This window comes from Isoptericola croceus (assembly GCF_029382255.1).
Classification (GTDB): Bacteria; Actinomycetota; Actinomycetes; order Actinomycetales; family Cellulomonadaceae; genus Isoptericola; species Isoptericola croceus.
Window position 1 is genome coordinate 1,002,997 of the sequence record NZ_JARLLG010000001.1, and the last position, 21,725, is coordinate 1,024,721.

Annotated in this window: 17 protein-coding genes; 11 read left to right on the forward strand and 6 right to left on the reverse strand. The window is 74.0% G+C overall.

Annotation, left to right across the window (positions count from 1 at the left end):
* Nucleotides 1-49: 49 nt before the first annotated feature.
* Nucleotides 50-1,729 (reverse strand): DEAD/DEAH box helicase, encoded by a 1,680-nt coding sequence (locus tag PZC42_RS04650; RefSeq protein ID WP_438802920.1) that lies wholly within the window; start codon nt 1,727-1,729, stop codon nt 50-52.
* Nucleotides 1,730-1,959: 230 nt separating this feature from the next.
* Between PZC42_RS04650 and PZC42_RS04655 the strand changes: the two genes are divergently transcribed.
* The gene (locus tag PZC42_RS04655; protein WP_277208843.1) at nt 1,960-2,715 is read left to right on the forward strand and encodes a ferritin-like fold-containing protein; all 756 of its coding nucleotides are present in this window, start codon (nt 1,960-1,962) and stop codon (nt 2,713-2,715) included.
* A gap of 19 nt (nt 2,716-2,734) precedes the next feature.
* On the opposite strand, the gene PZC42_RS04660 is transcribed toward PZC42_RS04655, so the two are convergent.
* Nucleotides 2,735-2,959: a DUF3107 domain-containing protein gene (locus PZC42_RS04660; protein WP_277208845.1), complete on the reverse strand. Its 225-nt coding sequence runs from the start codon at nt 2,957-2,959 to the stop codon at nt 2,735-2,737.
* Nucleotides 2,960-3,131: 172 nt separating this feature from the next.
* Here PZC42_RS04660 and PZC42_RS04665 point away from each other — a divergent pair, with 172 nt between their 5' ends.
* From PZC42_RS04665 to PZC42_RS04680, 4 genes are read left to right on the forward strand one after another with little or no spacing between them, the layout of a single operon-like run.
* Nucleotides 3,132-6,566, forward strand: coding sequence for a PD-(D/E)XK nuclease family protein (locus PZC42_RS04665; RefSeq protein WP_277208847.1), 3,435 nt, complete (start codon nt 3,132-3,134; stop codon nt 6,564-6,566).
* Complete coding sequence (locus PZC42_RS04670; RefSeq protein ID WP_277208849.1) at nt 6,563-10,174, forward strand: ATP-dependent helicase; 3,612 nt, start codon at nt 6,563-6,565, stop codon at nt 10,172-10,174. Before PZC42_RS04665 ends, PZC42_RS04670 begins: the two co-directional genes overlap by 4 nt.
* A 48-nt stretch (nt 10,175-10,222) precedes the next feature.
* Nucleotides 10,223-10,477, forward strand: a complete 255-nt coding sequence (locus tag PZC42_RS04675; protein WP_277208851.1) for a helix-turn-helix transcriptional regulator — start codon at nt 10,223-10,225, stop codon at nt 10,475-10,477.
* A complete protein-coding gene (locus PZC42_RS04680; RefSeq protein WP_277208853.1) occupies nt 10,470-11,861 on the forward strand; it encodes a type II toxin-antitoxin system HipA family toxin in 1,392 nt (463 codons plus the stop codon). The genes PZC42_RS04675 and PZC42_RS04680 overlap by 8 nt, the downstream gene beginning before the upstream one ends.
* A 9-nt stretch (nt 11,862-11,870) precedes the next feature.
* Here the strand turns inward: PZC42_RS04680 and PZC42_RS04685 are convergent, their stop codons facing one another.
* On the reverse strand, nt 11,871-12,794 hold the full coding sequence (locus PZC42_RS04685) for a phosphotransferase (protein WP_277208855.1): 924 nt from the start codon (nt 12,792-12,794) through the stop codon (nt 11,871-11,873).
* 74 nt (nt 12,795-12,868) lie between these two features.
* Here PZC42_RS04685 and nudC point away from each other — a divergent pair, with 74 nt between their 5' ends.
* A complete protein-coding gene (gene nudC / locus PZC42_RS04690; RefSeq protein WP_277208858.1) occupies nt 12,869-13,831 on the forward strand; it encodes an NAD(+) diphosphatase in 963 nt (320 codons plus the stop codon).
* Nucleotides 13,832-13,862: 31 nt separating this feature from the next.
* Here nudC and PZC42_RS04695 read toward each other — a convergent pair whose 3' ends face one another.
* Nucleotides 13,863-14,129, reverse strand: a complete 267-nt coding sequence (locus PZC42_RS04695; protein WP_277208860.1) for a mycoredoxin — start codon at nt 14,127-14,129, stop codon at nt 13,863-13,865.
* A gap of 57 nt (nt 14,130-14,186) precedes the next feature.
* On the opposite strand from PZC42_RS04695, the gene PZC42_RS04700 reads away from it, so the two are divergent.
* From PZC42_RS04700 to PZC42_RS04710, 3 genes are all read left to right on the forward strand, one after another.
* Nucleotides 14,187-16,226, forward strand: coding sequence for an ATP-dependent helicase (locus PZC42_RS04700; protein ID WP_277208863.1), 2,040 nt, complete (start codon nt 14,187-14,189; stop codon nt 16,224-16,226).
* A 141-nt stretch (nt 16,227-16,367) separates the two neighbouring features.
* A complete protein-coding gene (locus tag PZC42_RS04705) occupies nt 16,368-16,550 on the forward strand; it encodes a hypothetical protein (RefSeq protein WP_277208865.1) in 183 nt (60 codons plus the stop codon).
* 165 nt (nt 16,551-16,715) lie between these two features.
* Entirely contained in the window at nt 16,716-17,087 is a 372-nt protein-coding gene (locus PZC42_RS04710; protein WP_277208867.1) for a WhiB family transcriptional regulator, read from the forward strand.
* 95 nt (nt 17,088-17,182) lie between these two features.
* Here PZC42_RS04710 and PZC42_RS04715 read toward each other — a convergent pair whose 3' ends face one another.
* Nucleotides 17,183-18,235: a ThiF family adenylyltransferase gene (locus PZC42_RS04715; protein WP_277208869.1), complete on the reverse strand. Its 1,053-nt coding sequence runs from the start codon at nt 18,233-18,235 to the stop codon at nt 17,183-17,185.
* Between the two features lie 127 nt (nt 18,236-18,362).
* Here PZC42_RS04715 and PZC42_RS04720 point away from each other — a divergent pair, with 127 nt between their 5' ends.
* Nucleotides 18,363-18,911: a SprT-like domain-containing protein gene (locus tag PZC42_RS04720; protein WP_438802905.1), complete on the forward strand. Its 549-nt coding sequence runs from the start codon at nt 18,363-18,365 to the stop codon at nt 18,909-18,911.
* A gap of 7 nt (nt 18,912-18,918) precedes the next feature.
* Here the strand turns inward: PZC42_RS04720 and PZC42_RS04725 are convergent, their stop codons facing one another.
* Nucleotides 18,919-20,355, reverse strand: coding sequence for a zinc-dependent metalloprotease (locus PZC42_RS04725; RefSeq protein WP_277208871.1), 1,437 nt, complete (start codon nt 20,353-20,355; stop codon nt 18,919-18,921).
* Between the two features lie 127 nt (nt 20,356-20,482).
* Here PZC42_RS04725 and PZC42_RS04730 point away from each other — a divergent pair, with 127 nt between their 5' ends.
* Nucleotides 20,483-21,658, forward strand: a complete 1,176-nt coding sequence (locus PZC42_RS04730) for a YlbL family protein (protein WP_277208873.1) — start codon at nt 20,483-20,485, stop codon at nt 21,656-21,658.
* The last annotated feature ends 67 nt before the right edge of the window (nt 21,659-21,725 follow it).

A 21,725-nucleotide genomic window follows, 5' to 3' on the forward strand; every position in this document is an offset into this window, starting at 1 on the left:
GGAGCACGGGGCCGGTCGCCTGCTCGGTCCGGCAGGTCGGTGCGGGTGGTCAGGCCTCCTGGGGGGCGGACGTCGCAGCGCCGCCCTGCTGGCCCTCGCCGGGCCCGCTGCGGGTACGGCGGCGACGGCGGCGACGGCGCTGGCCCTCGCCGGAGCCCTCACCGGCGGCAGGCTTCTCCTCCGACCGGGAGCCGCCGTCGGGCCGGGAACCGCCCGAGCGCGGGGTGTCGCCGCTGCGACCGCCGCTGCTCTGACCACCGCGGCCCTGACCGCCCCGGCCTTGACCGCCCCGGCCCTGCCCACGGCCGTGACCGCCGTCGCGGCCGCCGCTGCCGGCGGTGCGCTTGCCGGTCTCACCGAGGTCCTCGAGCTCCTCCGCGTCGAGCCCGCCGAGCCGCTGGGCGCCCTTCGGCAGGCGGCCCTTGGTGCCCTCGGGGATGCCGAGGTCGGAGAAGAGGTGCGGCGAGGACGAGTAGGTCTCGACCGGCTCGGGGTAGCCGAGGTCCAGCGTGCGGTCGATCATCTGCCAGCGCGGGACGTCGTCCCAGTCGACGAACGTGATCGCGGTGCCCTTGTTGCCGGCGCGGCCTGTGCGGCCGATGCGGTGCAGGTAGGTGCGCTCGTCCTCGGGGCACTGGTAGTTGATCACGTGGGTGACGTCGGTGACGTCGATGCCGCGGGCCGCGACGTCGGTCGCGACGAGGACGTCGATGTTGCCGTGCCGCAGGGCTCGCAGCGCCTGCTCACGGGCGCCCTGGCCGAGGTCGCCGTGGATCGCGCCGGCGGCGAACCCGCGGGTGCGCAGCTCGTCGGAGACCTTCGCCGCGGTGCGCTTGGTGCGGGCGAACACGATGGTCCGTTCGCGGCCCTCGGCCTGCAGGATGCGGGCGAGGACTTCGACCTTGTCCAGCGCGTGGGCGCGGTAGACCACCTGGCGGGTGTTCTTGACGGTCGCGCCGTCGTCGTCGGGCTCGGCCGCACGGATGTGCGTCGGCTGCGACATGTAGCGGCGGGCCATGGAGACGACCGGGCCGGGCATGGTCGCGGAGAAGAGCATCGTGTGCCGCACGGCGGGCGTGCGGGACAGGATCTTCTCGACGTCCGGCAGGAACCCGAGGTCGAGCATCTCGTCGGCCTCGTCGAGCACGACGGTCGCGGCGCGGGTGAGGTTCAGGTGGCCCTGGTTGAGCAGGTCGACCATGCGGCCCGGCGTGCCGACGACGACCTCGACGCCGGTGTTCAGCGTCTCGATCTGCGGCTCGTACGCACGGCCGCCGTAGATCTGCACGATCCGGACGCTGCGGTGCTTCGACGCAGTCTCGAGGTCACGGGCGACCTGCGAGGCGAGCTCACGGGTCGGTGCGACGACGAGCGCCTGCGGCTTGCCCGGGGCGGGCAGCTCGTCGAACCCGGGCTCGCCCGGCGCGACGACGCGGTGCAGCAGCGGCACGCCGAACCCGAGGGTCTTGCCCGTACCGGTCTTGGCCTGGCCGATGATGTCGTGGCCCTGCAGCGCGACCGGCAGCGTCATCGCCTGGATCGGGAAGGGGTGCGTGATGCCGGAGTCGGCCAGCGCCCGCACGATCTCCTCGCGGACGCCGAAGTCGGCGAAGCTCACGTCCTGGGCCTGGATGGCCGCGGCGGACGAGAAGTCGAGCTGGTCGGATGGCTGGGTGGTGCCGGCGGCAACCGCCGCGGCGCCGTCCGGGGTGATGTCTGTGGTGGTCACTGGTGCCTTCGCATGTCGTCGGCGCAACGGACCACGAGGCTGGCCGAAGGGCTTGCCGCGGGTCGCACGCAGCGCCGAGGTGGTCGGCAGCCGATCGCGGAAGTACATCGCGCGGTGAGCGCGGCGGGTCAGCATCGAGACGACCGGGCAACCGAAGTACCACACCATGGTATCGGAACGCACACCGTTCGGCGGGAGGCGTCCGTCACGCCGCCTATCCTGGTCCGGTGATGAGCTCCCGTACCGCCGCCGGCGTCGACCCCACCGCCCCTGCACCGGTCGTCGAGCTCGTGGGGCTCGCCGCCTACACCGAGCTCGCGGAGTTCGGCCTGCTGGCCGCGCGCTCCGTAGACGCACCCGACCTCGCGACCCGGCAGGCCCTGGCCGACGGTGCCGACCGGGCGCTGGCCCGTCAACGGGCGCTCTTCGCCCTGGTGAGCGCCGACGACGGTGTCGTGCCGGGCGTGGTCGGAGCGACTGTCATGGCTCCCTTCGAGCATGCGCTCGCAGACTTCGACGCGCGGACGGACACGGACGACTGGGCGGAAGGTCTGCTCAAGGGGGTGGTGGGTCACGGCGTCGCGCAGGACTTCTGCCGCATCCTCGCCGGTGGTCTCGCCGGCGCGAGCGGGCGTGCCGTGCGCAAGGTGCTGGAGCGACCCGCGCCGGGACCGGAGGCGGGGGCCGACGCCGGGGCGGACGCCGAGGCGATCTGGCTGCTCGCCCGCATGGCCGCGGCCGACGACGTGCTGGCCTCCCGGCTGGCCCTGTGGGGCCGGCGCGTGGTCGGCGAGGCGCTCGGCGTGGTGACGGCGCTGCTCGGCCGGCACCCGGAGCTGGTCGCGCTCACCGCCGAGGCTGCCACCCGGCTCGGGGCCGAGCTGCCTGCGGGCCAGGACCCCGAGAGCACCGTGCGGCCGTGGCTGGTCGCGCGGCTCACGGGGGAGCACACCCGCCGCATGGACCGTATGCGGCTCGCGGCGTAACGGTGCGTCCCGGGCGCGGTCAGAGGCTCCCGAAGCCGACCGGACGCTGTTCGCCGCTGCCGATCTCGACGTAGCCGATGGTGGCCGTCGGGACGATGATCTGGCGGCCCTTGGTGTCGGTCAGCTCGAGCGCGGATCCGCCGTCGAGGGCCTTGCGGACCGCCTTGGCGACGGCGTCGGCGGTCTGGTCGGTCTCGACCACCAGCTCGCGGCTCAGGTTCTGCACACCGATCGTGATCTCCACGTTGACTCCTTCGCGCGTGGCGCCGCGACCTGCGACGCCGGATGGACGGACTGCCTCGATCCTATGCACGGCGGTACGCCGGGGGTGGCGGCGTCCGCGCAGGGTGAACGCCCGGTGGTCGTGGCGTCGGCCGTCGCTCCGGTTGTCGGGGGCTCGTGGTCGAATCACACCCGTGACAGCCACCGCGACCGTCCGCCTCGTGCCGCCGGCCCCCGCGCAGACCGCCGGGGCCGCCGTCGTGCTGGACGAGACGCAGGAGACGGCGGTGGCGACGGCGCTCGCCGGTCCGGCCACGCTCGTCGTGGGCGCTCCGGGAACCGGCAAGACGACGGTGGCGCGCGAGGTCGCGGTACGGGCGATCACGTCGGGCACCGATCCGTCGCGGGTGCTGGTGCTCGCTGCCACGCGCCGTTCTGCGGCGCGGCTGCGTGACGAGGTCGCGGCCGGCGCAGCGCGCACGATCGGCGCGCCGATGGTGCGGACGGCCGCCTCCGCCGCGTTCTCCGTCCTGCGCACCCGGGCCGCGGCCCTCGGTGAACCGCCGCCCACGCTGGTCTCGGGCCCGGAGCAGGACCTGGTGCTCGCCGAGCTCCTGGCCGGGCACCTGGCGGGCGAGGGGACGCCCCTGCCTCTTCCGCCGGGGTTGCCCGAGGAGTCGCTCGGGCTGCGCGGTCTGCGTCAGGAGCTGCGCGACCTGCTCATGCGCGCCGCCGAGCGTGGTCTGACGCCCGTCGAGCTGGACGAGCTGGGCCGTCGGCACGAGCGGCCCGAGTGGCAGCTGGCCGCACGCCTCTACGAGGAATACCTCGACGTCACCGCGCTGCGGCTCGGCACCCCGGACGCAGGCTCGCGCTACGACCCCGCCGTGGTGGTCGACGAGGCCGCGCACGCGCTCGCCGCGTGGGACGTACCTGGCGTGGCCGCGCCGACCTGGGACCTGGTGGTCGTGGACGATCACCAGGAGTCGACGGTCGCGACCGCCCGCTTGTTGGGCGCGCTGCACGACGCCGGGGCGCGGCTCGTGCTGCTCGCGGATCCTGACGCCGCCGTCCAGGGGTTCCGCGGCGCCGCGCCGGGCCTGGTCGGGCGAGCCGCCGCGCGCCCCGGCGAGGTCGGCGCCTTCGACGCCCGGACGGTGGTGCTGGGCTCGGCGTGGCGCCAGCCGGAGCTGTTGCGGGAGGTCACGCGCGCGATCACGTCGCGCGTCGCCACCGTCTCCGGAGCGCTGCACCGCGTCGCGGCACCACGCCCGGACCTGGCGGCCGACGACGGCGCCCCGACCGACGGTACGGCCGTGGCGGGCCGTGCGGCGCAGGTCGACGTGGCGGTCCTGGCAGGGGCCGCCCAGGAGGCCGCGTACATCGCCCGCGAGCTGCGCGCCGAGCACCTGCTGCACGGCACGCCGTGGGAGCGCATGGTGGTGCTGGCCCGCAGCGGTGACCGGCTCGCCGCGCTGCGCCGCGACCTCGTCGCCGCCTCGGTGCCCGTGGCGTTGCTCGGCTCGGACGTCCCGCTGCGCGACGAGCCCGCAGTCGTCCCGCTGCTCGCCGCGCTGCGCGTGTGCGCCGGGCCGGGCGGGCTGGACCGGATGCTGGCCGAGCTGCGGCCCGCGGCGTCCCCGGACGACGGCGTCGCGTCCGGCGACGCCGCGACGGAGGACGCCGGGCTCGCTGACGGCGTGCCCTCGCCGGTCGGGCCAGACCCCTTGCCCGCGCTCGATGCCGAGACCGCTGCGCTGCTGCTCACCTCGCCGGTCGGCGGCCTCGACGCGGTGTCCTTGCGTCGCTTGCGCCGCGCGCTGCGCGCCGAGGAGCTGTCGGGCGGCGGGGGGCGCTCCTCGGACGCCCTGCTCGTCGAGGTGCTGGGCGACCCTGCTCGCGCGGCGACCTTGCCGCCGGCCGTTCGTCGCGGCCCGGTGGCCGTCGCCCGCGTGCTCGCCGCCGGGCGCGCGGCGGCCGCCGTCGACGGCGCCACCGCCCAGACGGTGCTGTGGGCCGTCTGGGCGGCCACCGGCCTGGCGGACCGATGGCGTGACACGGCCTTGTCCGGCGGCCCGGCCGGCGTTCGTGCGGACCGTGACCTCGACGCCGTGCTCGCGCTGTTCCGCGCGGCCGAGACGTACGTCGAGCGCATGCCGGGGGCGCCCGTGGCGGCGTTCGTCGACTACGTCACCTCGCAGGACCTGCCCGCAGACTCACTCGCCGCCGCGGCCACCGGTGCCCGGGCGGTCGAGGCGCTGACCCCGGCCGGCGCCGCCGGGCGCGAGTGGGACGTCGTGGTGGTGGCCGGGGTGCAGGACGGCGTCTGGCCGGACCTGCGGCTGCGTGACTCGCTGCTCGGGTCCCAGGCCCTCGTCGAGCTGCTCGCCGGCCGTGCGCAGGACGCCCACGGGGTCGGCAAGGAGGCCCGCGCCCAGGTGCTCGCCGACGAGCTGCGCGCGTTCGCCGTCGCCATCTCGCGGGCACGGCGACGCCTGCTCGTCACGGCCGTCGAGGACGCCGAGGACAGCCCGTCGGTCTTCTGCGACCTGGTCTCGCCGCGCGACGGGGGCGACACGGAGCGCCCCGACCCGCGCCGCGTCCCGGTCGGGCCGCCGCTCGACCTGCGCGGCGTCGTGGCCGCCGCGCGGGCGGAGCTCGTGCGCTCGGCGACGGCTCGCCTCGCCGCGCAGACCGAGCACCCGACCGGTGGCGACGCAGGTCTTCCCGTGGACGACGGCGGGACGGACCCGCGCGCCGAGACCGCCGCCGCGCTGCTGGCCCGGCTCGCCGACGCGGGGGTCCCGGAGGCGGATCCGCGCACCTGGTACGGCGTGGCGCAGGCCTCCAGCGACGCGCCGCTGTGGGGCCCGCAGGACGAGGTGGTCGTCTCGCCGTCCAAGGTCGACACCGTCACCACCTGCGCGCTGCGGTGGGCCTTCGAGTCGGCCGGGGGGACAGCCCCCGACGCGACCCACCAGACCCTGGGCACCCTGGTGCACAGCATCGCGGAGGAGCATCCGGCTGCCTCCCTGAGCGTGCTCCGCGGCGAGCTCGACCGGCGCTGGCCCGAGCTCGCCCTGCCGGAGGGCTGGCCGAGCCGCCAGCTGCGCCGTCGGGCCGAGGAGATGCTGGCGCGCCTGGCCGAGTACTACCAGGACTCCGGGGAGCCGGTGCTCATCGAACCGTCCTTCGACCTGACGCTGGGCCGGGCGCGCCTGCGCGGGAAGATCGACCGCGTCGAGGCCGACGGCGAGGACGCCGTCACCGTCGCCGACCTCAAGACGGGGCGCAGCGCGCCGTCGAGGGACAAGGCGGCGGAGAACCCGCAGCTCGGCGCCTACCAGCTCGCCGTCACCGACGGTGCGCTCGACCTGCCGGAGGGGACGCGGAGCGCCGGTGCGCGGCTGGTGTTCGTCGGCACCCCGACCAAGGGGCCGTCCGTGCGCGACCAGCAGGCCCTGGAGCCCGGCCCGGACGGCTCGAGCTGGGCGCGGTCCCTGGTCGAGGAGGCAGCGGACACGATGGCGGCCTCGGCGTTCGCCGCCCGGGAGAACGACCTGTGCAGCATGTGCCCCGTGCGGCGCAGCTGCCCCGTGCAGACCGAGGGACGGAGCGTGATCTCGTGACGACCCCGCACGCCTCGGAGCCAGGGGGGAGCGACGCCGCCGAGCAGCTCGGCGGCATCGACTGGGCCGCCCTCGGCGCCGAGCACCGCAGCGTCGAGCTGGGATTCCCCGAGCTGGACGACCCGGGGGCGGTCCCCGGTCCGAGCGCCGACCCGGCCGGGGATGTCCGTCCCCGGCTCTCCGCGCGGGACATCGCCGACCTGCTGGGACGGCCCTCCCCGACGGACGAGCAGGTCGCCGTCATCGAGGCGCCGCTCGAGCCGGTGCTCGTCGTCGCCGGTGCAGGGTCGGGCAAGACCGAGACCATGGCGGCGCGCGTCGTCTGGCTCATCGCCAACGACCTGGTGGAGCCGGAGGAGGTCCTCGGGCTGACGTTCACGCGCAAGGCCGCCGGAGAGCTCTCCTCGCGCGTGCAGTCGCGCCTGGGGCAGCTCGCGCGCGCGCAGGGCCGGTCGGCCGCCGACCTGGACCTGCTGGCCCGCCCCACGATCGCCACCTACAACGCCTACGCCGCCTCGTTGGTGGCGGACCACGGTCTGCGCCTCGGCGTCGAGCCCGGGTCCCGGCTGCTCGGGGAGGCCAACCAGTGGCAGCTCGCGGCCGAGGTCGTCGAGTCCTGGGACGGCGATCTCGGCACGGACAAGGCCGTGAGCACCGTGGTCGGCGCGGTGCTGTCGCTGTCCGGCGCGCTCGGTGAGCACCTGCTCGGTGTGGACACGGCCCGCACCGCGCTGGACGACGTCGTCGAACGGCTCGACGCGCTGCCGCTCGGCCCGAGGCAGCGCGCCCGCACCAAGGAGGTCGACCAGCTCATCGGCTCCGTGGCCGAACGGTCGCGGCTGCTGGGACTGGTCGCCGAGTACCGGCGGCGCAAGCGGCACAGCGACTCGCTGGACTTCGGCGACCAGGTGGCTCTCGCCGCGGAGCTCGCCCGGACGGTCCCGGCGGTGGGCGCCGCCGAGCGCGCCCGGTACCGGGTGGTGCTGCTCGACGAGTACCAGGACACGTCGTTCGCGCAGGTCGAGCTGCTCGCCGGGCTGTTCTGCGACGGCCACGCCGTCACCGCCGTGGGCGACCCGCACCAGTCGATCTACGGCTGGCGCGGCGCCTCGGCCTCGGGGCTGGCGCGGTTCCCGCAGCGGTTCGCCCACGCCGACGGTGCCGACGCCTCCGTGCGCTACCTCAGCACGTCGTGGCGCAACGACGCCGCGGTGCTGGCCGCCGCCAACGTCGCCTCGGGCCCGCTCCGCGAGGAGACAGGGGCGACGGCATCGGTCCGGGTGCCGCCGCTCGACCTGCGGCCGGGCGCGGGCACCGGCCGGGTGGCGGCCCACGTGGCCGCCACCCTGGAGGAGGAGGCGGAGTCCGTCGCGGACTTCGTGGCAGCCCGGTGGCGGCGCGCCACCCGACCCGACGCCTCCGACCGGGTCACCGCCGCCGTGCTGTGCCGCGCTCGCTCCCAGTTCGCCGCTCTCGAGACGGCCCTGCGCCGACGCGGGCTGCCGGTGGAGGTCGTGGGGCTCGGCGGCCTGCTCACCACCCCGGAGGTCGTGGACGTGGTCGCGCTGCTCGAGGCGGTGCACGACCCGTCCCGCGGTGACTCCCTGCTGCGGCTGCTCACCGGTCCGCGCGTGAACCTCGGTGCCGCCGACCTGCACGCGCTCGGCTCGTGGGCCGCCGACCTCGCGCGGCGGGACGCGCCCCGTCCGAGACCCTCTGCCGATGTCGAGCCGGCGAGGGCCGGCGAGGACGCCGCTGACGACGAGCACTCGACGGTCGTCGAGGGCGACGTCGTCGACCACCGGTCCATCGTCGACGCGCTCGACGCCCTGCCCGAGCCGGGCCGGCCCGCCCGGGACGGCCGCGTCCTGACCTCTGACGGCCACGCCCGGCTAACCGCGCTCGCCCGCCTGCTGCGCGAGCTGCGCTCGCTGACCTACCTGTCGCTACCGGAGCTGGTCGTCGCCGCCGAGCGCGCGCTCGGCCTCGACGTCGAGGTCGCCACCGCCGAGGTGCTCGCGAGCACCTACGCGGCCGGCCCGGGTGGCCCACCGGCCGCCGAGGGGATCAGCCGCCGCGGTCGCGAGCACCTCGACGCCTTCCGGGACGTCGCCGCGAGCTTCGCGCAGTCGGCCGACGTCGCGACTCTCGGAGCGTTCCTCGCCTGGCTGGGTGTCGCCGGCGACCAGGAGCGCGGCCTCGACATGCCTGTCCGCGAACCCGACCCGGATGCCGTGCAGGTCATCACCGCGCACGCCGCCAAGGGCCTGGAGTGGGACGTCGTCGCTGTGCCGGGCCTGGTCGACGGCATCTTCCCCACCCAGGCCGAGTCCTCGAAGGGCCGGACCAGCAGCGGCTGGCTGACCGGCCTGGGCGAGCTGCCTTACCACCTGCGCGGCGACGCCGACGACCTGCCGACCTTCCGGTTCCACGACGCCGCCGACACCAAGGAGCTCGTCGCCCGGCGCGACGAGTTCCGGCTCGACTGCGGTGCGCACCAGCTCACCGAGGAGCGGCGCCTCGCCTACGTGGCGTTCACCCGCGCCCGGCGCGAGCTCTTCTGCACCGCGCACTGGTGGGGGACGGGCTCCCGGCCGCGCCGTGTCTCGCCGTTCCTGGCCGAGCTGGCCGAGGCCGGCCTCGTCGACGCCGCGGGCTGGGTGCCCGCGCCGGAGGCGGAGACGTCCAACCCGCGGGACGACGTCGAGCGGACGGACGTGTGGCCGGCGCGGGAGCCCGCGCCCGCCGGCGCGGACCAGGGACGAGGAGGGACCCCGCGCGAGGTGCTGCGCGAGACCGCGGAGCAGGTGGCCGTCGCCGCCCGTTCCGGCGCGGCCCCCGCGGACGGTGTGCTGCTCGACGGCGCCGAGCACGACCTGGTCGAGCTCGGCCGCATCCTGCTCGCCGAGCGCGGTGAGCGTGACGAGCCGTCCGTGGAGATGCCCGCGCACGTCTCGGCGTCGGGGCTGGTGCGCCTGGCCCGCGACCGGGGCGAGTTCGCCCGGCAGCTCCGCCGCCCCGTGCCGAACGAGCCGACGGTGCACGCCCGGCGCGGCACCCTGTTCCACGCCTGGGTCGAGCAGTTCTTCTCGTCGGCCTCGCTCATGGACGTCGAGGACCTGCCCGGCGCGGACGAGCTCGACGTCGCGACCGACCTGGCCCTGGAGGACCTGCGCACGTGCTTCGAGCGGACGCCCTGGGCCGCGCTCACGCCGGTCGCCGTCGAGCAGGACGTCGAGACACCGATCGCCGGGGTGATGGTCCGCTCGCGCATGGACGCAGTGTTCGTCGACCCCGACGCGCCGCCACCGGCGCCGGGCGAGCCGCCCGCTGTCGTCGTCGTGGACTGGAAGACGGGCCGCGAACCGCGGGACCCGGCCGACCGCGCCCAGCGCGAGGTGCAGCTCGCCGCCTACCGGCTGGCCTGGGCCCGCTGGTCCGGCCTGCCCGTGGAGAAGGTGAGTGCCGCGTTCGTGTACGTCGCCTCCGGGACGACGGTGCGACCGGCCGAGCTGCTCGACGAGGAGGGCCTGGAGGCCCTGGTCCGGGGCTCGTCGGCGCAAATGTTATTCGCACATGACATCTCTGCTAGTGTTAATCAGCGATGACATTGATACGAATGTCATCGCTGGATGACATCGGTGGAGGTGGCGATCATGCTCGTCTCGACGGCAGAAGATCTGGGGCGGCTGCTGCGTGAAGCCAGGAAGCGGGCAGGCATGACGCAAGCAGAGCTCGCCGGCCGCATCGCTACGTCGCGCCAGTGGGTCATCTCGGCCGAGGCCGGGTCCCCGACCTCTCGACTGGATCTGATGCTCGACGCGCTGCGGACGGTCGACCTTCTCGTGGACGTCAGCCCCGACGAGGGCGAGCCCGACCTGGATCTGGTCCTGGGCGCCACGCATGGCTGATCACCTTGCCGTCTGGCTGAACGGGCTGCGTGCCGGCACGCTCGAGCGCCGCCGTGACGGCAGTATCGAGTTCCGCTACACGTCCGAGTACCGGCACCGACGGGCGGCTCCGGCGCTGAGCGTGTCGATGCCCCGCACGCAGGAGTACCACGGCAGCGATGCCGCCGGCCCGTGGTTCGACAACCTCCTTCCTGACAACGACGATGTCCGGCAGCGCTGGGCCGCCGACCTGGAGCTGCGGCGCCCGACCGTCTTCGGGCTGCTGGAGCGGATGGGAGCCGACTGCGCCGGAGCGGTCCAAGTGCTGCCCGAGGGCGAGGATCCTGCCGCGGAGGGTGCGGTCGTGGCGCTGAACGAGGCGGACATCGCCCGACACTTGCGCACCCTGCACGCAGACGACAGCGCCTGGACGTTCGACGAACACGGCGGGCGCTTCTCCCTCGGTGGCCAGCAGGGCAAGTTCGCACTGACGCGCGTCGACGGGTCCTGGCACCAGCCGACGGGGCGCATGCCGAGCACGCACATCGTCAAGGTGGGTATCGCAGGTCTCGAGGGCAGCGACCTGGCTGAACACGTGACGATGCGTGCCGCGCAGCAGCTCGGTCTGCGTGTCGCCGAGACCCACCTCGAGACCTTTGACGAGCAGGCGGCGGTCATCGTGCGTCGATTCGACCGCATCGTGCGAGACGACGGCACCATCAGCCGCCTGCACCAGGAGGACATGTGTCAGGCGCGAGGCCTGTGGCGCGCAACCAAGTACGAGGCCGACGGTGGTCCCTCGGTCCGTGAGCTGGCCGACACGCTCGACACCGCGGTCGACCGACGCCGACTGGCCGACGCGCGCGAACAGTTCGCGTCCGCCGTCGCCTTCAACTGGGTGGCGGCGGGCACGGACGCTCACGCGAAGAACTTCGCCCTGCTGCATGCCGGGTCCTCAACAGCATTCGCGCCTCTGTACGACCTGATCAGCGCCGCGCTCCTGCTGGATCCGCAGGAGGTGCGGTTCAAGAGCAGACTGGCGATGAAGCTGGGAGGCGAGTACCGGCTCCGGGCGATCGGAGCGAGGCACCTCGTGCGAGCGGCCGCGGACCTGGGTGTCGAGGCGGACTGGTTCATCGAGCGGGCCCGGGCGTTGGCCCAAGATCTGCCGGATGCCGTGCACGACGCCGTCGGCGGTGCGCGAAGGGTGGTGGGAGCATCTGCTGGTGACGGGTTCGTCGACCGCGCTGCGACCCGAAGCGCTGACGTGCTCCGGGACCTGGGCACCCTGGCGCCCGGGGACCGGAAGCAAGACGATCCGGACGGGAGGACGTGGGTCGAGGGACATCATCGCGGGGAACGGTACGTGCCGGGCTTCTGGAGGTCTCGCCCAGGGCGCCGGTGAGGCAGCGCCTCAGGCGGGGGTGTCCTCGCGGGTGGCCTCGTCCAGGTCCGCCAGCATCGACTCGGCGTCGGCCACGACGTCGGGCAGCTTGCGGCGCACGCCGTGCATGAGCCACCGGGCCAGCGCGAGCTCGCTGACCAGCAGCGCGCGGTCCACGAGACGAGGGTCGGTCAGCTCGGTGCGCCGCAGCTGGTAGGCCTCCATGATCGCGTCCACGCACTCCGGCGGCGCGGCGGCGAGCAGCCAGGCCAGGTCGTCGGCAGGGTCCGCCACGCGAGCGTCCGACCAACCACTGATGCTGGTCACCCGGTTGCCCGAGACGAGCACCTGGTCGGGGGCGAGGTCACCGTGCACGACGGCCGGCTGGAACCGCCACAGGCTCACGTCCTCCAGCGCGGTCTCCCACCGTCGCAGCAGGTTGCTCGGGACCCGCCGTGTCGACGCCGCCTCGTCGAGCTCCACGAGCCGGCGCTCGCGGTACTCGGCCGAGGTGTAGGACGGCAGGCCGCACGCCTCGACGACGGCCGCGGGCAGCTCGTGCACGGCGGCGAGCGTCCGCCCGAGGTCCGCCGCGAGCCCCGGCCCCGGGCGCAGCGCCGAGATGTCCAGCGGTGCGCCACCCAGCCGCTGGTGGACGACGGCGCGTCCGCCCTCGGGCAGCAACGCCGACCCTGCGACGCGCGGCACCGCGAACGGCAGGACGCCGGCATCGACGTAGAGGTGGAGCGACTCGAGCAGCTCGATCTCGGCCTCGAGGGCCGCACCGGCCAGCGCGGTGGCGGGTGCGCGGACCATCCACTCGTCGCCCGACCCGGTGGTCACGATCGCGACGTCGTAGTCCCCGGGCACGTCCTCGCGCCGCACGGTCCGGGCGTCGAGGCCGGGGACGGCGGCCGTCGACAACGCGGCGAGGGCGAGCTGGCTGCGGGGCACCTGCCCACCGTAGTGCGGCCGCGGGGCCGTGCCGGGCTGCGTGGCCGGGCGTGTCCTGGCGTACGGTCGCTGCCGTGCACCCACTCGAGCTCCCGTTCTCCCGCTCGGCCCACGATCGCGCCGCCCACCGTCGCGACGAGCCCGGCCTGGTGGAGCGGCTCCGGGCCGACCCGACCACCCGGGCGCTGGTGCTGCACCGGGGACGGCTCGCCGTCGTCGGGCAGGAGGCTCCCCGGGCCGCTCTGCTCCCGGCCGCACCCCTCCTGTCCGACACCGGGCGGGGCGACGGCCTGTGGATGTTCCTGGGGGAGTCCGACGGCGGAGCCCACCTCGCGTTCGTCCTGCCCGACGGCGACGACGTCGCACCACCGGCCGGTGCCGACGCCTGGCTCGGGCTCCGCGACGTCACGCAAGGCCAGGCCGGCGCGCTCGCCGCCGGAGACCCCGACGTGGTGCTGACCCACGGGTTGTCGGTGGAGGCGGTCGCCCTGGCGGGGTGGCACGGCACCCACCGGCAGTGCGGACGCTGCGGCGGGCCGACCGCCGTCGTCCAGGCCGGGTGGGCGCGCCACTGCCCGGCGGATGCCCGGGAGACGTACCCGCGCACCGATCCGGCGGTCATCATGGCCGTCGTCGACGACGCGGACCGGCTGCTGCTGGGTCACGCCGCGACCTGGCCCGAGGGGCGGTTCTCGACGCTCGCGGGGTTCGTCGAGGCAGGCGAGGCACTGGAGGACACCGTGCGCCGCGAGGTGGCGGAGGAGTCAGGTGTGCTCGTCGGCACCGCACCCGGCGACGTCGTCTACCGGGGCAGCCAGGCGTGGCCGTTCCCCGCCTCGCTCATGCTCGGGTTCCGCGCGCGGGCCGTGACGACCGCGGTGCACACCGACGACGAAGAGGTGACGGACGCGCGGTGGTTCACCCGGGCCGAGCTGGCGGCGGCCACGGCGTCGGGTGAGGTCGGTCTGCCGGGGCGGCACTCGATCGCGCGGGCGCTGATCGAGGAGTGGTACGGCGAGGAGCTGCCGGGCTCTTGACGGGCTCCTGACAAGCTCCCGACGAGCTCGGTCAGCGGTCGAGCACGGCCTTGACGTCTGCCAGGGAGGGGTTGGTCGCCGCCGAGCCGTCCGGGTACACGATGGTCGGGACGGTGCGGTTGCCGCCGTTGACCTGCTCGACGTACTCGGCGGTCCCCGGCTGCTCCTCGATGTCGATCACCGTATAGCCGATGCCCGCGGAGTCCAGCTGCGTGCGCAACCGACGGCAGTAGCCGCACCAGGCGGTCGAGTACATGGTGACGGTGCCGAGGTCCGGCAGGGCGGGGCGGGCGGTCATCGAGCCTCCTGTGGATACGGGTGTGCGTGTCGTGGACGCCTGCGACAATCGCAGACGATGTCAGCTCTGACCAACTCCCCGGGCGCGCCGCTTCATCCCGACGCGATCCTCGACGCGCTCGACCCCGAGCAGCGCGACGTCGCGCTGGCCCTGGCCGGGCCGGTCTGCGTGCTCGCGGGAGCGGGAACCGGCAAGACCCGTGCGATCACCCACCGCATCGCCTACGGCGTGCGGACGGGTGCGTACCCGCCGACGTCGGTGCTCGCCGTGACGTTCACGGCACGCGCGGCGGGGGAGATGCGCACCCGCCTGCGCGAGCTGGGCGTCGCCGGGGTGCAGGCGCGGACCTTCCACGCCGCCGCGCTGCGTCAGCTCGGCTACTTCTGGCCACGGGTGGTGGGTGGCGCACCTCCGCAGATCCTCGAGCACAAGGCGCCCGCGGTGGCGGAGGCGTCGCGTCGCATCGGGGCGAGCGTCGACAGGGTCGCCGTGCGCGACCTGTCGAGCGAGGTCGAGTGGGCCAAGGTCTCCCTCGTGACGGCGGAGGACTACGTGAAGGCCGCCGCCGCGGACGACCGGCCCGCGCCGTCGGGGTACGACCACCAGACGGTGGCCCGGCTCATCGCCGCGTACGAGGACGTCAAGACCGAGCGGGGCGTCATCGACTTCGAGGACGTGCTGCTGATGCTGGCCGACATGCTCGGCTCGCACCCGCAGATCGCCGACCAGGTGCGCTCGCAGTACCGGCACTTCGTGGTGGACGAGTTCCAGGACGTCTCGCCGCTGCAACAGTTCCTCCTCGACCAGTGGCTCGGTGGCCGCAAGGAGCTCTGCGTCGTGGGAGACCCCTCGCAGACCATCTACTCCTTCACCGGCGCGACACCGCACTACCTGCTGGACTTCACGCGCACCTACCGCGACGCCCAGGTCGTGCGGCTGGTCCGGGACTACCGCTCCACCCCGCAGGTGGTGCACCTCGCCAACGACGTGCTGCGCCGCGGCCGGGTGACCGGTGCGCTCGAGCTGGTGGCGCAGCGACCGGCCGGTCCGCCGGTGGGCTTCACAACGTACGACGACGACGAGGCCGAGGCCGTGGGGATCGCCACCCGGGCGGCGCGGCTCGTCGCCGACGGAGTGCGGGCCAGCGAGATCGCCGTGCTGTACCGCACCAACGCCCAGTCGGCAGCGTTCGAGACGGCTCTGTCGGACGCCGGTGTGAGCTACCAGGTGCGCGGCGGCGCCCGCTTCTTCCAGCGCCGGGACGTGCGTGACGCCATCGTGCTGCTGCGAGGGGCCGCGCGGTCCTCCGACCCGGACCAGCCGATGCCGGAGCAGGTCCGCGACGTCCTGCTCTCCGCGGGCTGGGCGGAGAAGTCGCCCGCCGCGCGAGGAGCCACGCGCGAGCGCTGGGAGGCGATGCAGGCGCTCGTGGGCCTCGCCGACGACCTGGCCGCCGCCGCGCCCGAGGACGCTCCCGCCACCCTGCAGAGCCTGGTCGACGAGCTCTCCGAGCGTGCCGCGGCCCAGCACGCACCGACGGTCGACGGTGTCACCCTGGCATCGCTGCACGCGGCGAAGGGCCTGGAGTGGGACGCGGTCTTCCTCGCCGGCATGAGCGAAGGTCTGATGCCGATCTCCCTCGCCGAGACGGACGAGGGTGTCGCGGAGGAGCGCCGGCTGCTCTATGTCGGCATCACCCGGGCACGCGAGCACCTGGACATCTCGTACGCGCGATCACGGAACCCCGGCGGTCGCGCGACCCGTAAGCGGACCCGGTTCCTCGACGGGATCTGGCCCGACGACGGGCGCGGCAACGCTCGCTCCCGCGCGCAGCGTGGTCAGGTGCGTGCGCGGTTGACGGGACAGGCCGACCTCGAGCTCTTCGACGCGCTGCGCGACTGGCGGCTGTCCGTGGCCCGTGAGACGGACAAGCCTGCGTACACGGTGCTCGGCGACGCGACGCTCGCGGCGATCGCCGAGCTGCGACCCACCTCGACGGCGCAGCTGGCGCGGATCAACGGCATCGGTCCGGCCAAGATCGACCGCTACGGCCAGACCCTGATCACCCTGGTGGGCGGTGCTCCGCAGGCGGGCTGACGGGTCCGAAAAAATCGGTCGAAAAATATCCCGAAAAAGAAGTGGCGAGTCCGGCACAGCCGTCTATGCTCGTCATGACCGAGTTGGAGCGGTGCCTGCCGAGAGGTGGGTGCCCGAGATGACGAAGGAGGTGGGCACGAGATGGACATCATCACGACGCAGCAGATGGGCGGCACGTTCATCGAGGCGGGGGACAACTCTGCCCTGAGCATGATCGCGCCGGCCTTCTGCACTCGTAAGCGTCACGGCGCTGGGGCAGCCCTCGTCGATCTCGCACCCGACTCCGCACCTGACTCCGCACCTCGGAGACATCCGGTCCACTGACCGGTCCAGGCCGCGGAGTCCACCGGGACCCGCGGCCTTCGTCTTTCCTCACCGGGATTCGGCCATCTTCGGCCGGACGATCCGGTCCTCTGACAACCAGAGGGCCGTCCGCAGGTCCTGAACACCGACGTTCACACCACACCCAGGACCTGACGGAGGAACATCGTGCGTCTCGCACAGCTGTTGGACGAGCGGCTGCTCGACGCTGCCCCCGCCGGTGGCACCAGTCGCTGGACCCCCCATCAACCGGTGGCGCAGACCCCCGAGGAGGCCGCCGAGCTCGAGCGGCAGTTCGCGGCTCTCCTGCCCTGCCGCACCAACGACCCCGAGCTCTGGTTCGCCGAGCACACCGACCAGGTGGAGCGTGCGAAGGCGCTCTGCCGGGCCTGCCCGCTGCAGTCCGGCTGCCTGGCCGGTGCCCTCGAGCGTTCCGAGCCGTGGGGCGTCTGGGGCGGCGAGGTGTTCGTCGACGGCGTCGTCGTCGCTCGTAAGCGGGGTCGGGGCCGTCCCCGCAAGTCGGACCAGGCCGCGGCCTGACCGGATGCCGATGCCCCGTGAGGTGCTCCACCTCACGGGGCATCTCGCTGCCTCCGCGCGAGCAGTGCTCTCCCGACCGTCCCGCCGGTGCGGCGCTATCGCGGCAGGTCGGTGCAGGGGCAGGCAGGGTGCCGCTCCACGGGCCTGAGGCGGGGGAGCGCCTCGGGCAGCATCACCTCGAGCACGGCCCCGGCAGCGGCAGGCCGGGCACCGTCGAGGTGCGCCAGGACCTGTCCGGTCACCAGCGCTGCTGCCGTCGTGGACAGGACCGTCTCCTGCCCCGGGCTGCCCGGAAGGTCCGCCAGCTGGGCGACGAGCTCCGGCCAGCGCTCGTCGACGTCCGTGGCGTGCTGGTGCCAGCAGGCCGTGCAGGCCGTGGTCCCAGGGAGGACGAAGGGCCCGAGCGACACGCCTGCCTCGCCCACCACGACCGCCAGGTGCGCGATGCCAGCACTCATCAGCAGCGCGAACGATTCCGGGTGTGCCACCCGGTCACGTACTGCCACGACGACGTCGGGCAGGGCATCGGCGTGCCAAGCCCGGGTCACCGTCGTCCGTGGGTACCGGGCACCCAGCACCTCCCGGAGCCGATCCGCGCGCCGGCGGCCGACGTCGGTCTGCTGGTAGGTGCCTGTGCCGAGGTCGGTGAGCTGGACCGGGGAGTCGTCGTCGAGCACGAGCGTGCCGACGCCCGCGGTGGCCAGGTGGGTGGCGACCAGCGAGCCGATCCGGCCGAGGCCGCTGACGCCCACTCTCCGCACGGCTCGTCGGGCCAGCGTGACCATCCCGCCGCCGTCGGGCAGCAGCGCCCCCAGCGCGGGCGCGTCGGCTGAACCGCCAGCCGTCGCGAGGACGTCCGGGATGCTGCGTGACCCGGGCACCAGGAAGCCGCATCCGGCGAGCAGCGCGCCGATCGCCTCCCGGCGCTCGTCGTCCACACGGAAGCGCGCCGCGATGCGGGCGAGCGACGCGTGCTGCGTGGCGGCAGCAGCGGCGAGCCAGCGCGCCTCGGCCTCGGCGAGCCCGGACAGCACGACCGACCACCGCTCGTCGGTGCCGAGCTGGACCTCGCCCGGGCCGCGGCCGAGCACAGGAGCGCCGGGTCGCAGCCGGAGGTCGGCCGTGTCGGAGGTCGCTCGGGTGGTCATGGCCGCACGATGACACGGACCCAGCGGGCGGCGCGGCTGTTCTCCACAGGGTGTGGAAACTCTGGCGATCGTGACGGCCAGGGTGTCCGGTCACACGCTCTTGACGCAATCCCGGTATGGTCATGGTGTGGCCCACGACACCATGCCGACCGTCGAGGTCCGGCGTAGCCGTCGTCGGACCGCAACCGTCAGCGCCTACCGCGACGGCGACCGCACCGTCGTGGCCATCCCCGCGCGCTTCTCCCGCGCCCAGGAGCGCGAGTGGGTCGAGAAGATGATCGCGCGCCTCGAGGACAAGGAACGCCGCCGCCGCCCGTCCGACGCGGAGCTGGTCGAGCGGGCGCACGACCTCTCCGCCAAGTACCTCGACGGCCGTGCCAAGGCGACCAGCGTGCGGTGGGTCACGAACCAGGAGCGCCGGTGGGGGTCGTGCACCCTCGTGGACGGCTCGATCCGGCTCTCGACCCGCCTGCAGGGCATGCCGGAGTGGGTCATCGACTACGTCCTGCTGCACGAGCTCGCACACCTGCTGCACGCCGGGCACGGTCCGGACTTCTGGAAGCTGCTCGAGACCTATCCACGGACCGACCGGGCGCGCGGGTTCCTCGAGGGAGTGGCTTTCAGCACCGACGGGTCGCGCGACGACGACGCCGACTCCGGGTCGTCCGCCTCCTGACGGTCACCTATCCCTGGTCGTCGGACGGCGACCCCTCGTCCGACGACTCCGAGAAGATCTGCGCGAGCGCCGCGTCCACGTCCGAATGCTCGGCATCCTGCGCCGCCCGGCGGTCGGCGTAGCCGGACGGGTCGTCCAGGTCCTCGGTACCCGGCAGCAGGTCGGGGTGGTCCCAGACGGCGTCGCGCGCTGCAGGACCACCGGTGGTGAGCAGATGAGCGAACAGCGCCGCAGCGTCGCGCGAACGGCGGGGGCGCAGCTCGAGCCCGACCAGGGACCTGAACGTGTGCTCCGCGGGCCCCCCGGCGGCCCGGCGCCGACGGATCATCTCCCGCAGGGGCACCGAGTGCGGCAGGTGCGGCAGCGATGCGGTGGCCGCGACCTCGGAGACCCAACCTTCGACGAGAGCGAGAGCCGTCTCCAGCCGCAGCAGCGTCGCCTGCTGCTCGGGGGTGTTGTGCAGGCCGAACACGTCGCCCGACAGCGCCCCGCGCAACGCCTCCGGGTCGGACATGTCGATGTCACGGACCTGCGACTCGAGCGCGTCGAGGTCGATCGTGATGCCTCGGGCGTACTGCTCGACGAGCCCGTGCAGGTGGGCCTGGAGCCACGGGACGTGCACGAACAGGCGTGCGTGGGCGGCCTCTCGCACCGCCATGTAGAGCTGGACCTCTTCGAACGGCGAGTCGAGACCGTCGGCGAAGGCCCGCACGTTGGTGGGCACGAGCACGGTGGCAGGCTCACCGAGCAGGGGCACGCCGACGTCGGTCGCACCGAAGACCTCCCGCGACAGGGTGCCCGCCGCCTGCCCGACCTGCATGCCGTAGACCGCCGAGCCGAGGCTGCGCATCATGGCGGCAGGGTCCAGGTCCCCGAGGCTGCCGCCGGGGAACACGGGCAGCCCGGGCATCCCGGGGCCGGTCATGTCGCCGTCCCCGAGCTGGTCGCCGAGCTGTTCACCGAGCACCGTGGCCAGCGCGTCGGCCGCCGAGGCGGCCACGGGTGAGACGAGTCGCTGCCAGGCCGGCAGGGTCGCCTCGACCCACTCGCTGCGGCTCCAGGCGCGGGCGGGACCGCCCGACGGCGGCAGGTCGGTCGCGGCGTCGAGCCAGAGCTCGGCGACGCTCAGGGCCTCCTGGGCGGACCGTGCCTGGGCACCCGTCAGCGACGGGTCCCCCTCGGCGACCGCCACCTGGCGTGCCAGGTCGTGCGCCACCTCGGTGTTCACCGGTCCGTCGCTGGAGGTGAAGAGTCGTTGCAGCTGGTTCATCAGGTGCTGCATCGTCGCGGGGTCGGGAGCGGCGCCGCCCATGAGGGCGGCCGGGTCGAGGCCCTGCGCACGCATCTGTCCGAGCACCTCGTCGGTCCGGTCACCGAAGATGCCGCGCAGGGCGTCGCGGAGCGCGCGCTCGCGCTCGTCGGGGTCGTCGGGCAGGTCGCTCATCGCAGTCCTCGGCTCCTTCCGGTGCGGCATCCACCGCACGCTCACGGTATCCATGACCGACGACGGCGCGTGGCACCGAGTTCCGCCGTTCGCTCACGGCGCACCACCGATCGGCGATGATGGGGCGGTGAGCTTCGATCGCAGCCATCAACCGGCCGAGCTGTACTGGCACGCGCAGGCGTACCCGGCACCTGAGGACCTGGCCGGCAGGGAGGCCCACGGAGGGGACCCACGGCTCCGGCGAGGCGCCACGAGCCCTCGTGCGGTGACGCTGGTGGTGTCGCTGCTGGCGACCGCCGTCATCGCCGCGGTGCTCCTCGTGCTTCCCACGCCGTACGCGGTCCGTACGCCGGGGCCGACGGAGGACACTCTCGGGGCACGGGGGCAGAGCGCCACGGAGATGCCCCTGATCGAGATCGCCGGTGCCGAGACGTTCCCGGCCTCCGGCGAGCTGCGCCTCACCACGGTGTCGGTGTACGGCGGGCCGGGCGGTGACGTGCTGATCGGTGACGTGCTGTGGGGGTGGACCTCGCCGGAACGTTCGGTGCAGCCGGTCGAGCTGGTCTTCCCCGAGCCGGTCACCCAGGAGGAGCAGCAGGAGCAGGGGCAGGCGCAGATGATCAGCTCTCAGGAGTCAGCCACCGTGGCGGCGCTCACCGCGCTCGGCTACGAGGTGCCCACCACCATGACGGTGGTCGCTGCCGCGCAGGGCACGGGGGCGGACGGGATGGTGGATCCGGACGACGTCATCGTGGCGATCGACGGCGAGCCGCTCGAGAGCTACCCCGAGCTGCTCACCGCGCTCGACGCCGTCACGCCGGGCGAGGACGTCGTCCTCGGCGTCGAGCGGGCGGGCGAGCCGGTCGACCTGACGATCACGACGGGGGAGGGCGACGGCCGGGCGCTGCTCGGGGTCCTCATCGACCCCGTGTACGACTTCCCGGTCGACGTCACGATCCGCATCGAGGACATCGGCGGCCCCAGCGCCGGCACGATGTTCGCCCTCGGGATCATCGACTTGATGACGCCGCAGGACGAGCTCGGCGGGGCGGTGGTCGCCGGGACCGGCACCATGGACGTCGACGGGCGGGTCGGCCCCATCGGAGGGATCGGGCAGAAGATGTACGGCGCGCAACGCGACGGGGCCGAGTGGTTCCTGGCCCCCGCGGACAACTGTCCGGAGGTGGTCGGCCACGAGCCCGAAGGGCTCGAGGTGGTGTCCGTGGGCACCCTGGCCGAGGCTCGCACGGCCATGGAGGCCATCGGCGCCGGAGAGGGCCACGACCTGCCCCGTTGCTCGTGATCGGAGATCGTGACCGGTTCGTGAGGGTCCCGGTGCCCCCGTGTGCCGGAATCGTGGGAACCTGGGA

Bases quoted from the DNA above. Each gene is read 5' to 3' on its own strand.
- PZC42_RS04675 (WP_277208851.1), top strand. From the start codon at position 10,223: ATGCTCGTCTCGACGGCAGAAGATCTGGGGCGGCTGCTGCGTGAAGCC.
- PZC42_RS04725 (WP_277208871.1), bottom strand. From the start codon at position 20,355: ATGAGCGACCTGCCCGACGACCCCGACGAGCGCGAGCGCGCGCTCCGC.
- PZC42_RS04700 (WP_277208863.1), top strand. From the start codon at position 14,187: ATGTCAGCTCTGACCAACTCCCCGGGCGCGCCGCTTCATCCCGACGCG.
- PZC42_RS04655 (WP_277208843.1), top strand. From the start codon at position 1,960: ATGAGCTCCCGTACCGCCGCCGGCGTCGACCCCACCGCCCCTGCACCG.
- PZC42_RS04695 (WP_277208860.1), bottom strand. From the start codon at position 14,129: ATGACCGCCCGCCCCGCCCTGCCGGACCTCGGCACCGTCACCATGTAC.
- PZC42_RS04715 (WP_277208869.1), bottom strand. From the start codon at position 18,235: ATGACCACCCGAGCGACCTCCGACACGGCCGACCTCCGGCTGCGACCC.
- PZC42_RS04705 (WP_277208865.1), top strand. From the start codon at position 16,368: ATGGACATCATCACGACGCAGCAGATGGGCGGCACGTTCATCGAGGCG.
- PZC42_RS04680 (WP_277208853.1), top strand. From the start codon at position 10,470: ATGGCTGATCACCTTGCCGTCTGGCTGAACGGGCTGCGTGCCGGCACG.